Below are 12,311 nucleotides of genomic sequence, written 5' to 3' on the forward strand. Positions count from 1 at the left end.
TCCGTCGAATCGGCATGTACAGGCAGAACAGGAAGCACGAGGACAGGAAGAAGCCGCAGCGCGGCACGACCCTCACCGTGGCCGCCGTCGCCGCGCTCGTCCCGCTCGCCGCGGCCTGCGGCAGCGAGAAGGCGGCCGACGGCACCGGCAGCGGTTCCGCGGGCACCGGCGGGCAGCGCGTCACCGGCGTGCGGTGGAGCATCGACAGCGTCACCGTCGACGGCACCACCCACCGGGCGCCGGACGCCGCACACGTACGCATCGACGACTCCGGCCGGGCCGAGGGCAGCACCGGCTGCAACGGCTTCAGCGCCCGCGCCGACGTCGAGGAGCGGGACGAGGGCGGGCGCGTCCGGCTCAGCGACGCCATGTTCACCGAGATGGGCTGCGACAAGGTCCCCGCCGACTTCGAGAAGTCCCTCGGCCGCGCCCTCACCACCGGCCCGCTCACCACGGAGGGCGAGGGCGAGCGGCTCACCCTCACCACCGCCGACGGCGACACCGTCCGCCTCAGCCGCTCCGAGGACGTGTCCCTGTACGGGACCGGGTGGGTGGTCGACGCCCCGGGGCAGCAGGGCGACCGGGGGCGCGCCCGCCTCACCTTCGACCGGGACGCGCAGACCGTCTCCGGACGCCTCCCCTGCAACCGCGTCAGCGCGGGGGCCACCGTCGGCGACGGGCGGATCGTGCTCGGCGCCCCGTCCACGACCCGAATGATGTGCGAAGGCTCACTCATGGACGCCGAGAAGCGGCTCCTCGGCCTCTTCGACGGCAAGGTCGACTACCGGATCGATCATGAAACCCTCACGCTGACCAGCGAAGACGGCACCACGGTCCGGGCCGTCGCCGAGCAGTGATCCACCGCTGACACTCTGTCCCCAATTCGGACCAGTGGTCGACCTCGCCTACACTCGGAGGCGTGCCACGTGGTGACGGTCGACTCAATCACGATCTGCTTCCCGGCGAGAAGGGCCCCCAGGACGCTTGCGGCGTCTTCGGTGTCTGGGCTCCGGGCGAAGAGGTCGCAAAGCTCACGTACTTCGGGCTCTACGCCCTCCAGCATCGGGGCCAGGAATCCGCGGGAATCGCGGTCAGCAACGGCTCCCAGATCCTCGTCTTCAAGGACATGGGCCTGGTGTCCCAGGTCTTCGACGAAACCTCGCTCGGTTCGCTCCAGGGTCACATCGCGGTCGGTCACGCCCGCTACTCGACCACCGGCGCCTCCGTGTGGGAGAACGCCCAGCCGACGTTCCGTGCCACCGCGCAGGGCTCCATCGCGCTCGGGCACAACGGCAACCTCGTCAACACCGCCCAGCTCGCCGGGATGGTCGCCGACCTGCCCAAGCAGGACGGGCGCTCCACGCGGGTCGCGGCGACCAACGACACGGACCTGATCACCGCGCTGCTCGCGGGCCAGGTCGACGAGGACGGCAAGCCGCTGACCGTCGAGGAGGCGGCCGGCAAGGTGCTGCCCCAGGTGCGCGGCGCCTTCTCCCTCGTCTTCATGGACGAGCACACCCTCTACGCCGCCCGCGACCCGCAGGGCATCCGCCCGCTGGTCCTGGGCCGGCTCGAGCGCGGCTGGGTGGTCGCCTCCGAGTCCGCCGCCCTCGACATCTGCGGCGCCAGCTTCGTCCGGGAGATCGAGCCGGGCGAGTTCGTCGCCATCGACGAGAACGGCCTGCGAACGACGCGATTCGCGGAAGCGAAGCCCAAGGGCTGTGTCTTCGAGTACGTGTACCTGGCCCGTCCGGACACCGACATCGCCGGCCGCAACGTCTACCTCTCGCGCGTCGAGATGGGCCGCAGGCTGGCGAAGGAGGCGCCCGTCGAGGCCGACCTCGTCATAGCGACCCCGGAATCCGGCACCCCCGCCGCGATCGGGTACGCCGAGGCCTCCGGCATCCCCTTCGGCAACGGCCTGGTGAAGAACGCCTACGTCGGCCGCACCTTCATCCAGCCCTCGCAGACCATCCGCCAGCTCGGCATCCGCCTCAAGCTGAACCCGCTGAAGGAAGTCATCAAGGGCAAGCGGCTGGTCGTCGTCGACGACTCCATCGTCCGCGGCAACACCCAGCGGGCCCTGGTCCGCATGCTCCGCGAGGCGGGCGCCGCCGAGATCCACATCCGGATCTCGTCCCCGCCCGTGAAGTGGCCCTGCTTCTTCGGCATCGACTTCGCCACCCGCGCCGAGCTCATCGCCAACGGCATGAGCGTCGAGGAGATCGGCACCTCCATGGGCGCCGACTCCCTGGCCTACATCTCCATCGACGGCATGATCGAGGCGACCACCATCGCCAAGCCGAACCTGTGCCGCGCCTGCTTCGACGGCGAGTACCCGATGGAGCTCCCCGACCCCGAGCTGCTCGGCAAGCAGCTTCTGGAGACCGAGCTGGCCGCCGGGCCCGCCGGTACGGCCGCCGCCGACGCCATCCGTCGCCCGTAGCCGTCCGCCTCCCTGGCCCCATTGCCGTACGACACGAAGGTTCTCATCGTCATGCCTGACACAACTGGTGCCAGCTACGCAGCCGCCGGCGTCGACATCGAGGCGGGCGACCGCGCCGTCGAGCTCATGAAGGAATGGGTGAAGAAGACGCGCCGCCCGGAGGTCCTCGGCGGCCTCGGCGGCTTCGCCGGCCTCTTCGACGCCTCCGCCCTCAAGAACTACGAGCGTCCCCTGCTCGCCTCCGCCACGGACGGCGTCGGCACCAAGGTCGACATCGCCCGGCAGCTCGGCGTCTACGACACCATCGGCCACGACCTGGTCGCCATGGTCATGGACGACATCGTGGTCTGCGGTGCCGAGCCGCTCTTCATGACCGACTACATCTGCGTCGGCAAGGTCCACCCCGAGCGGGTCGCCGCCATCGTCAAGGGCATCGCAGAAGGCTGCGTGCTGGCGGGATGCGCCCTGGTGGGCGGTGAGACGGCCGAACACCCCGGCCTGCTGGGGGCGGACGACTTCGACGTCGCCGGCGCCGGTACGGGCGTGGTGGAGGCCGACCGGCTGCTCGGCCCCGATCGCATCCGTACGGGTGACGCGGTGATCGCCATGGCGTCCTCCGGGCTTCACTCGAACGGGTACTCGCTGGTCCGCCACGTCCTCCTGAACGAGGGCGGCCTGGCGCTCGATGCCCACGTGGACGCTCTCGGCCGCACCCTCGGCGAGGAGCTGCTGGAGCCGACCAAGATCTACTCCCTGGACTGCCTGGCCCTCATGCGCACCGCCGAGGTCCACGCCTTCAGTCACGTCACCGGCGGCGGGCTCGCGGCCAACCTGGCCCGCGTGATCCCCGACGGCCTGCACGCCGTGGTCGACCGGTCCACCTGGACCCCGGGCGCGATCTTCGACCTCGTCGGCCGGACCGGCAAGGTGGAGCGCCTGGAGCTGGAGAAGACCCTCAACATGGGCGTGGGCATGATCGCGATCGTGCCCGAGGAGTCGGCGGACGTGGCCCTGACGGCCCTCGCCGACCGCGGCGTGGACGCCTGGGTGGCCGGAGAGATCACCGACCGCGGCGAGCACACGACGGGCGCCGAGCTCGTGGGCGACTACGCCGCCTGAGGCACCGCGGATGCCGTGGGTGATGCGGGTAGCACAGAACCCGGTCGGTGACAGAGGTCACCGACCGGGAAGGTGTTCAGTGCAAGGTCAAGCGCCGCGTCGCTGTTGGGTCGGGGACTGGCCGTCCTCGTCCTCGTCGTCGTCCTCATAGAGGTCGGCGTAACGTGCGTACACGTCGTCGTCCTGCTCATCGTCGTCGAATTTCTCGCCGTTCGGCGGTTGTGAATTCGACGGCGATGCGCCCAGCTCCTCGGCCAGGCGGGAGAGATCAGTCCCACCGCTGTTGTACTTCAGCTGGCGGGCGACCTTCGTCTGCTTGGCCTTGGCCCGGCCGCGCCCCATGGCTCGACCCCCTCAACGACGGGGCTCGACGGCCCCAGAGTCTTGACACGCGTTCATGGTCCGGAACGGGCTCTCCGCAGAGAGACCGGTCCGTAGGGCTTCCACGGTACCTGAGCCCACGCCCATACGGTACGTCGCCCGCAGCACGTGGCCCTGCCCAGGACCGTCGAGGCGCCCCGTCCTCGCTGGTCAACCGCGATTTTAACCACCTTTCGGCGGTCGACCCGCCGGGATAAGTGAGAGTTCTCTCGAACTGCCCCCCGACGGGTACCCGTCAAACCTGCGAGGACCCCGCCGGGCCGACGCCGTACGACGGCCGGATCAGCGCCGTGCGCGCGCCTCCGCCATCCGCTGCTCGGCGATCCGGTCGGCCGCGGCGGCCGGCGGAATACCGTCCTCCTTCGCACGTGCGAATATGGCCAGCGTGGTGTCGTAGATCTTCGACGCCTTCGCCTTGCACCGGTCGAAATCGAAGCCGTGCAGCTCGTCGGCGACCTGGATGACGCCGCCGGCGTTCACCACGTAGTCCGGCGCGTAGAGGATCCCGCGGTCGGCGAGGTCCTTCTCCACGCCCGGGTGGGCGAGCTGGTTGTTGGCCGCGCCGCACACCACCTTGGCCGTCAGTACCGGCACGGTCTCGTCGTTCAGCGCGCCGCCGAGCGCGCAGGGCGCGTAGATGTCCAGGTTCTCCACCCGGATCAGCGCGTCGGTGTCGGCGACGGCGACCACCGAGGGGTGCCGCTCGGTCAGGGCCCGTACGACGTCCTTGCGCACGTCGGTCACGACCACGTGCGCGCCCTCGGCGAGCAGGTGTTCGACCAGGTGGTGGCCGACCTTGCCGACGCCCGCGATGCCGACGGTGCGGTCGCGCAGCGTCGGGTCGCCCCACAGGTGCTGGGCGGCGGCCCGCATGCCCTGGTAGACGCCGAAGGAGGTGAGGACGGAGGAGTCGCCCGCGCCGCCGTTCTCGGGGGAACGCCCGGTCGTCCACCGGCACTCGCGTGCCACGACGTCCATGTCGGCCACGTAGGTGCCGACGTCGCAGGCGGTGACGTAGCGGCCGCCGAGCGAGGCGACGAACCGGCCGTAGGCGAGGAGCAGCTCCTCGCTCTTGATCTGCTCCGGATCACCGATGATCACGGCCTTGCCGCCGCCGTGGTCGAGACCGGCCATGGCGTTCTTGTACGACATCCCGCGGGCGAGGTTCAGCGCGTCGGCGACGGCCTCCGCCTCGTTCGCGTACGGGTAGAAGCGGGTACCGCCGAGCGCGGGGCCCAGGTCGGTGGAGTGGATGGCGATGACGGCCTTGAGACCGCTGGCACGGTCCTGGCAGAGCACGACTTGCTCATGACCCCCCTGGTCCGAGTGGAACAGGGTGTGCAGTACATCAGCAGGTGCGCCGGTTACGTCGGTCACGGTGGTGACTCCTGTGTAGGTACGGCGATGGACGGCAGGCCCCGTGCGGGTGGCGGGGACTGTGGCACGAGATTAGAGCCTGGCGGTGCCCGCCCGCCGCACAGTGCTCAGGATCACCTCCGCACGGAGTACGGGCGTGCGACGATTTGCAGAGATTCCCGCGCGTTTGTGATCCGTTTCCACGGCTTTCCGCAGGTTTTCGCGCCGGTGCGCGGGGGAGGGAGCAGGCGTGCCCAAGGTGTCCTCGGTGATCGTCCCCTACGCGGCGTACCTGCGCGTGTACGAGCCGCTGGCGGCCTTCCCTGACGAGGAACGCGCCCACTGGACCCGCTACGCCCGCCGCTCCGACCGGCCCTCCTACCAGGACGAGCTGCGCCGCTCCCTGGCCGACCTGCTGCCCACGCCGCCCGTGGCGGTGCCGGTGCACGAGAGCGCGGACGCCTTCGTGGCGGAGGTGGACGGCGTGGTCTGCGTCTGCCCCTGGCGGACCCGGCTGCGCGGCTGGCAGGCCCTGGGCGAGCTGGCCGAGGACTTCCCGGAGCCGGTCCTGGACGCCCTGATCCCCCCGGTCGTGCGCCGCCAGAGCGCGCAGGACTACGAGCGCTGGCTGCGGCGCAACCCGGACGCCCGGCCCTGGATCCGCACGGCCACCTGGCAGGTGCCGATCAACTGGTTCGTGCTGGTCTCCGACGCGGAGCGGGAGTACGACGTGGGCGGTGACGGCGAGGGGGCGACCGCGCCGGTCCTGCGTTACCGCACTCCGATGGTGCAGGCCCGCCGGCGGGTGGCCCGGGGGCTGCGCGCCCTGCGGGAGGCCGTGGACGAGGGGCCGCTCATCGACGGGCTGGTGGACGTGGGGCGCTGGCTGGAGGAGTTCCACCCGCGTTCCCTGGTCGAGTTGGACTACGGCGGGCTGGTGCACGCCCTGCCCGCGGGCGAGTTGGAGGCGGACCACTCCGCGGCGGACGTGGCCGAGGGGATCGAGGCGCTGCGGCACGGCGACGGGGCCGCCGCGGGGGCGGCCTACGGCCGGCTGGTGGAGCGCTGGCGGGCGGTCCGGGACCGGCGGTCCGCGAACTGACGTTTGACGTACCGCCCGATGTGGGGTTTCGTCTTCCGCCCCGACACCTGTTCGGTGTGGGCTGATTCCTTGCCGACAAAGGACGTAGGTCCCGATCCGGGCGTATGCGTCAAGCGTGACGGACCGCACGTACATCACTCTTGCGCCGCTTCCCCCTCCTCATGCCAAAATAGGACAAGGAGCCCGGGGAGGGCTCCTTCCGTCCTGCTGTGGTGCACTGTGGGCGGAATCTCAGCATTGCACGCTTTGGGGGGTCTGGTGTCAGGTCTGGCGACCCCTGATCGTCCTGTGACTGATCGTCACAGAGGCGTGACTGTCCGCTATGGCATGGTCCATCGGCTTCCGTCGCTGATGAACACCTGGGAGGGCAATTCCATCGGTTTGGCCGACGCGGCTGGACAGATGGTGTAGTTGTAGTGCCGAGGACAAGCCGTTCGTCCTATAACCGACTCGACTCGCGTCCGCCATTTCGGGCAACGCGGGTCAAGGTGCAGAATTTAGAGGAATGAACCGAGAAGGTTCGGTTCTCCCGAGGAGGCCGCTCATGACCGCTCGCACCCCTGATGCCGAGCCGCTGCTGACCCCGGCTGAGGTCGCCACCATGTTCCGCGTCGACCCGAAGACGGTCACGCGCTGGGCGAAGGCCGGCAAGCTCACGTCGATCCGCACGCTCGGCGGGCATCGCCGCTACCGCGAAGCCGAGGTCCGCGCCCTGCTCGCGGGCATTCCGCAGCAGCGCAGCGAGGCCTGAACAACTGAATAACCGGGCAGAACGAGGGGTCCCCCAACCCGTCGAAGAGCCTGGAACCACAGCTCCAAGCGACGCCGTCCCTGCCCCAACAGAGGTGCGTCGTTGATCGCGCTGGACTCCGCCGGGTCCAGCGCGATTTTTTTGTGCCCGGGTGCGGGTGCGGGTGCGGGTGCGGGTGCGGGTGCGGGTGCGAGGCGGACCGGTGCGTGTGCGGTCCTGTGCCGGGCGGCGGGCCGGTGGCCGGTTCTGTGAGCGGGCTTGTCGGAGTCTGGGGAGGGGTGTCGGTTCGACTGTGCGAGCACTGCGGACGCAGTGCAATTGCACATATTAAATTGACCAGTTGTAGGGGAGTCGTAAGTGCCGCCGTTTCAAAAACTCATGCGGTGACACCCGTCACACGGCACGGTGGTTGTTGGGTCCGGCACCCGTGCGCTATTGGGGGCGCCGCCTCCAGGAACTCTGCGGGGCAAGGGTGTTGGGGCCCGCGGGGTTCACGCCGTGGACGCGCTCCCGTCCTCGACGCCCTCTTGACGGGCCGTAGGAGACTGTGGCGCCGGCGAGTCCAGCGCCAGCCGCAACAGCCGGTGGCAGATCGGACAGTGGCGCGTCACGTGACCGTACGACGACGCGGCCGACAGATGCGCGCGGAGCAGGGCCCGCGTCTCGTGCCTGACCGATGTCGCCATACGCCACCTCCAAGGGGCCACACGGGGGATGTGCCCTGTCTTTGGAGTACCGAGCGAATGTGACGCCGTCAAGGCCGCGAGAGGGCCTCTGAGGGCCGCTGAGGGCGTTCGCCGGTTCCGGGTGGGTCCGGACGACGAAGAAGCCCCGCACCGATTGCTCGGTGCGGGGCTTTACTGCGGTCCTGACGGGATTTGAACCCGCGGCCTCCACCTTGACAGGGTGGCGAGCACTCCAAACTGCTCCACAGGACCAGGTTTCGCGGCGCTTCTTGTGCGTTGCGCTGCGAGAAGAGACTGTACAGGAGGGCGGGCTCCCGGTCGAACTCACCCTCCGTGCGGGCTCCGTCACGGCCGCGTCAGGGTGCGAGCGCGTCGATCGCCTTCACGATCCGCTTGTCGGAGACGGGGTACGCCGTGCCCAGCGCGTGCGCGAAGTAGCTGACCCGCAGCTCCTCGATCATCCAGCGGACGTCCAGCACCTGCTGCGGGACCGGCCGACCCTGCGGCATCTGCTCGAGCAGCCACGCGTACTCGTCCCGCATCTCGTGGACCTTCTCCATGCGGGACGTGTCCCGCTGGGCGCCCGTCGGCATCTGCTGAAGCCGGCGGTCCGCCGCGACCAGGTAGCGCATCAGGTCCGGGAGCCGTTTGATGCCCGCCTCCGTGACGAAACCGGGCTTCACCAGCGCGTCCAGCTGCGTCCGCACGTCCTGGAGGTTCGCCAGCAGCGCCGGGCTGCGCACGGTCTTCAGGCGCCGCTCGCACGCCTGCCAGGCCGCCAGCACCTGCTGCACCTGGCCCACCGTACGGACGGTGGTGTCGACGATCTCCGCGCGGACCTTGTCGTAGAGCTTGCGGTACGACTCCTCGTCCCATGCCGGGCCGCCGAAGTCCGCGATCAGCTTGTCCGCCGCCGCCATGGCACAGTCGTCGAACAGCGCCTGGATCGAACCGTGCGGGTTCGCGGACAGGCCCAGCTTCTGCTGGTTGGTCAGCTTCTCGGACGCGAACTTCGCCGGGTTGACCGGGATGTTGCGCAGGATGAGCCGGCGCGTGCCCTTCCACATCGCCTGCGCCTGCTCGGCCTCGGTGTCGAAGAGGCGGACGGAGACGGTGTTCGCCTCGGGGCCGTCGTCCACCAGCGCCGGGTACGCCTTCACCGGCTGGCCGGCCCGACGGGTCTCGAAGACCCGGGTCAGCGTGCCGATCGTCCAGTCCGTCAGGCCGGAACGCTCCAGCGACTCGCCGCCGCTGCGCTGTGCGGTGGCCGCCGCGGCCTGCGAGAGCGCCTTGCGCGCCTTCGGGCGGAGCCGGAGTTTCAGCGCCTCCAGGTCCTTGTCCTCGGCCAGTTTGCGGCGGCGCTCGTCGACGATCCGGAACGTGATCTTCAGATGGTCGGGGACCTTCGCCCAGTCGAAGTCCTCCGCGTCGAACGGCACCCCCACCATGCGCTTCAGCTCTCGCGCCATGGTCACCGTCAGCGGCTCCTGAAGGGGCACCGCACGGTCCAGGAAGGCCTGGGCGTAGTTCGGCGCGGGCACGTAGTGGCGGCGGACCGGCTTGGGGAGGGAGCGGATCAGCTCCGTGACGACCTGCTCGCGCAGACCCGGGATCTGCCAGTCGAAGCCCTCGTCCGTGACCTGGTTGAGCACCTGGAGCGGCACGTGGACGGTGACACCGTCGGCGTCCGCGCCCGGTTCGAACTGGTAGGTCACCCGGAACTTCAGCGGTCCCTGCCGCCAGGAGTCCGGGTAGTCGTCCTTGGTGACCGCCCCCGCCTTCTCGTTGATGAGCATCTCGCGCTCGAAGTCGAGGAAGTCGGGCTGCTCGTGCCGCTTGTGCTTCCACCAGGAGTCGAAGTGCGCGCCGGAGACGACGTGTTCGGGCACCCGCTGGTCGTAGAAGTCGTACAGCGTCTCGTCGTCGACCAGGATGTCCCGGCGCCGGGCCCGGTGTTCGAGCTCCTCGACCTCGGTCAGGAGCTTGCGGTTGTCGGCGAAGAACTTGTGGTGCGTGCGCCAGTCGCCCTCCACCAGGGCGTTGCGGATGAACAGCTCGCGGCTGACCTCGGGGTCGATGCGTCCGTAGTTCACCTTGCGCTGCGCCACGATCGGCACGCCGTACAGCGTGACCTTCTCGTACGCCATCACGGCCGCCTGGTCCTTCTCCCAGTGCGGTTCGCTGTAGGTGCGCTTGAGGAGGTGCCCGGCGAGCGGCTCCACCCACTCGGGCTCGATCTTCGCGTTGACGCGGGCCCAGAGGCGGGAGGTCTCCACCAGCTCGGCCGACATGACGAAGCGCGGGGGTTTCTTGAAGAGCGCCGAGCCCGGGAAGATCGCGAACTTGGCGTTCCGGGCGCCCAGGTACTCGTTCTTCGCGCCTTCTTTCACGTCCTTCATGCCGACGTGGGACAGGAGGCCCGCCAGCAGCGACACGTGCACCCGGTCGTCGGGCGCCGCGTCGTCGGCGTCGTTGAGGTGGATGCCCATCTGCTTGGCGACCGTGCGCAGCTGGGTGTAGATGTCCTGCCACTCGCGGATGCGCAGGAAGTTGAGGTACTCCTGCTTGCACATCCGGCGGAAGGACGACGAGCCGCGCTCCTTCTGCTGCTCGCGGACGTAGCGCCAGAGGTTCAGGAAGGCGAGGAAGTCGCTGGTCTCGTCCTTGAAGCGGGCGTGCAGCTGGTCGGCCTGGGCCTGTTTCTCCGCCGGACGCTCGCGCGGGTCCTGGATGGACAGCGCGGCGGCTATGACCATGACCTCGCGGACACAGCCGTTCTTGTCCGCCTCCAGCACCATCCGGGCGAGCCGCGGGTCGACCGGCAGCTGGGCGAGCTTGCGGCCGGTGTCGGTGAGCCGCTTGCGCACGTCCTTCTGCGCCGGGTCGAGCGCCCCCAGCTCCTGGAGCAGCTGCACACCGTCGCGGATGTTGCGGTGGTCCGGGGGGTCGATGAAGGGGAACTTCTCGATGTCACCGAGGCCGGCCGCGGTCATCTGCAGGATGACGGAGGCGAGGTTGGTGCGCAGGATCTCCGCGTCCGTGAACTCCGGGCGGGCGTTGAAGTCGTCCTCGGAGTACAGGCGGATGCAGATGCCGTCGGACGTACGGCCGCAGCGCCCCTTGCGCTGGTTGGCGCTGGCCTGCGAGACCGGCTCGATCGGTAGCCGCTGGACCTTGGTTCGGTGGCTGTAGCGGGAGATGCGGGCGAACCCGGGGTCGATGACGTACTTGATGCCCGGGACGGTGAGGGAGGTCTCGGCGACGTTGGTCGCGAGGACGATCCGGCGCCCGGTGTGCTGCTGGAAGACGCGGTGCTGCTCGGCGTGCGAGAGCCGCGCGTACAGCGGCAGGATCTCGGTGAATCTGTACTTCTTCTTCTCCAGCGCGTCCGCCGTGTCGCGGATCTCCCGCTCGCCGGAGAGGAAGACGAGGATGTCGCCCTTGCCCTCGCCCATCAGCTCCTCGACGGCGTCGGTGATCGCCGTGATCTGGTCGCGGTCGGCGTCGTCGCCGTCCTCCTCGAGGAGGGGCCGGTACCGGACCTCCACCGGGTACGTCCGCCCGCTGACCTCGATGATCGGGGCGTCGCCGAAGTGCCGGGAGAAGCGCTCGGGGTCGATGGTCGCCGAGGTGATGACGACCTTGAGGTCGGGCCGCTTGGGCAGCAGCTGGGCGAGGTAGCCCAGCAGGAAGTCGATGTTGAGGGACCGCTCGTGGGCCTCGTCGATGATGATCGTGTCGTAGGCGCGCAGCTCGCGGTCGGTCTGGATCTCGGCGAGCAGGATGCCGTCCGTCATCAGCTTGATGAAGGTGGACTGCGGGTTCACCTGGTCGGTGAAGCGGACCTTCCAGCCGACGGTCTCCCCGAGCGGCGTGTCCAGCTCGTCCGCGACCCGCTCGGCGACGGTACGCGCGGCGATCCGGCGGGGCTGGGTGTGCCCGATCATGCCCCGGACACCACGGCCCAGCTCCACACAGATCTTCGGGATCTGCGTGGTCTTTCCGGAGCCGGTCTCACCGGCGACGATCACGACCTGGTGATCACGGATGGCCGCCGCGATCTCGTCCTTCTTCTGGCTGACCGGGAGCTGCTCGGGGTAGCTGACGGCCGGCACCCGCGCCCGGCGCTCACCGATGCGCTGCTCGGCCTTGGCCACCTCCGTCTCGATCTCGGCGAGAACGGCGGCGCGGGCCTCCGGCTTACGGATCTTCCGCGCACCCTCCAGCCTGCGGCCGAGCCGGTGCGCGTCGCGCAGCGACAGCTCGGTCAGCCGGGGGGCGAGGGTGCCGAGGGAGGGGGCAGGGTGCGTAGACATACGGGTTCCAGGATCTCATCCCGGGGAAATTCCTGGCGAACGCTTTTGCCGCGGCCTTCACGGAGGCGGGGCCGGCCCACGCACCGGTCCCACGCACCGGCCCGGTGCACAGGCCCGGTGCGTCGGCCCGGTACACAACAAGGCCCCGATCGGA

At 69.6% G+C, this 12,311-nt stretch carries 9 protein-coding genes and 1 tRNA gene; 5 read left to right on the forward strand and 5 right to left on the reverse strand.

The window, feature by feature from the left end; all coding sequences use genetic code 11:
• Nucleotides 1-14: 14 nt before the first annotated feature.
• The 3 genes from NI25_RS20250 to purM all read left to right on the forward strand — a co-directional run bounded on the left by NI25_RS20250 (nt 15) and on the right by purM (nt 3,565).
• Complete coding sequence (locus NI25_RS20250) at nt 15-857, forward strand: META domain-containing protein (RefSeq protein WP_061443792.1); 843 nt, start codon at nt 15-17, stop codon at nt 855-857.
• 62 nt (nt 858-919) lie between these two features.
• Nucleotides 920-2,446 carry an amidophosphoribosyltransferase gene (gene purF, locus NI25_RS20255; RefSeq protein ID WP_061443793.1) on the forward strand — a complete coding sequence of 509 codons (1,527 nt, stop codon included), beginning with the start codon at nt 920-922 and terminating at the stop codon, nt 2,444-2,446.
• 51 nt (nt 2,447-2,497) lie between these two features.
• A complete protein-coding gene (gene purM / locus NI25_RS20260) occupies nt 2,498-3,565 on the forward strand; it encodes a phosphoribosylformylglycinamidine cyclo-ligase (RefSeq protein WP_061443794.1) in 1,068 nt (355 codons plus the stop codon).
• An 87-nt stretch (nt 3,566-3,652) separates the two neighbouring features.
• Here purM and NI25_RS20265 read toward each other — a convergent pair whose 3' ends face one another.
• Together NI25_RS20265 and NI25_RS20270 are read right to left on the reverse strand one after the other, a co-directional pair.
• Nucleotides 3,653-3,907 carry a DUF3073 domain-containing protein gene (locus NI25_RS20265; RefSeq protein ID WP_061443795.1) on the reverse strand — a complete coding sequence of 85 codons (255 nt, stop codon included), beginning with the start codon at nt 3,905-3,907 and terminating at the stop codon, nt 3,653-3,655.
• A gap of 321 nt (nt 3,908-4,228) precedes the next feature.
• The gene (locus NI25_RS20270; protein ID WP_061443796.1) at nt 4,229-5,323 is read right to left on the reverse strand and encodes a Leu/Phe/Val dehydrogenase; all 1,095 of its coding nucleotides are present in this window, start codon (nt 5,321-5,323) and stop codon (nt 4,229-4,231) included.
• Nucleotides 5,324-5,552: 229 nt separating this feature from the next.
• Between NI25_RS20270 and NI25_RS20275 the strand changes: the two genes are divergently transcribed.
• Nucleotides 5,553-6,404, forward strand: a complete 852-nt coding sequence (locus NI25_RS20275; RefSeq protein ID WP_061443797.1) for a hypothetical protein — start codon at nt 5,553-5,555, stop codon at nt 6,402-6,404.
• Nucleotides 6,405-6,948: 544 nt separating this feature from the next.
• Nucleotides 6,949-7,155, forward strand: coding sequence for a developmental transcriptional regulator BldC (gene bldC / locus NI25_RS20280; RefSeq protein ID WP_003949541.1), 207 nt, complete (start codon nt 6,949-6,951; stop codon nt 7,153-7,155).
• Nucleotides 7,156-7,646: 491 nt separating this feature from the next.
• Here bldC and NI25_RS40265 read toward each other — a convergent pair whose 3' ends face one another.
• The 3 genes from NI25_RS40265 to hrpA form a co-directional block, all read right to left on the reverse strand.
• The gene (locus NI25_RS40265; RefSeq protein WP_061443798.1) at nt 7,647-7,841 is read right to left on the reverse strand and encodes a DUF6274 family protein; all 195 of its coding nucleotides are present in this window, start codon (nt 7,839-7,841) and stop codon (nt 7,647-7,649) included.
• Nucleotides 7,842-8,018: 177 nt separating this feature from the next.
• Nucleotides 8,019-8,093, reverse strand: a tRNA-Asp gene (locus NI25_RS20290).
• Nucleotides 8,094-8,197: 104 nt separating this feature from the next.
• Nucleotides 8,198-12,157 carry an ATP-dependent RNA helicase HrpA gene (gene hrpA, locus NI25_RS20295; RefSeq protein ID WP_061443799.1) on the reverse strand — a complete coding sequence of 1,320 codons (3,960 nt, stop codon included), beginning with the start codon at nt 12,155-12,157 and terminating at the stop codon, nt 8,198-8,200.
• Nucleotides 12,158-12,311: the final 154 nt, after the last annotated feature.

The organism is Streptomyces sp. CCM_MD2014 (genome assembly GCF_000772045.1).
Classification (GTDB): Bacteria; Actinomycetota; Actinomycetes; order Streptomycetales; family Streptomycetaceae; genus Streptomyces; species Streptomyces salinarius.

Bases quoted from the DNA above. Each gene is read 5' to 3' on its own strand.
- NI25_RS20250 (WP_061443792.1), top strand. From the start codon at position 15: ATGTACAGGCAGAACAGGAAGCACGAGGACAGGAAGAAGCCGCAGCGC.
- purM (WP_061443794.1), top strand. From the start codon at position 2,498: ATGCCTGACACAACTGGTGCCAGCTACGCAGCCGCCGGCGTCGACATC.
- NI25_RS20265 (WP_061443795.1), bottom strand. From the start codon at position 3,907: ATGGGGCGCGGCCGGGCCAAGGCCAAGCAGACGAAGGTCGCCCGCCAG.
- bldC (WP_003949541.1), top strand. From the start codon at position 6,949: ATGACCGCTCGCACCCCTGATGCCGAGCCGCTGCTGACCCCGGCTGAG.
- NI25_RS40265 (WP_061443798.1), bottom strand. From the start codon at position 7,841: ATGGCGACATCGGTCAGGCACGAGACGCGGGCCCTGCTCCGCGCGCAT.
- hrpA (WP_061443799.1), bottom strand. From the start codon at position 12,157: ATGTCTACGCACCCTGCCCCCTCCCTCGGCACCCTCGCCCCCCGGCTG.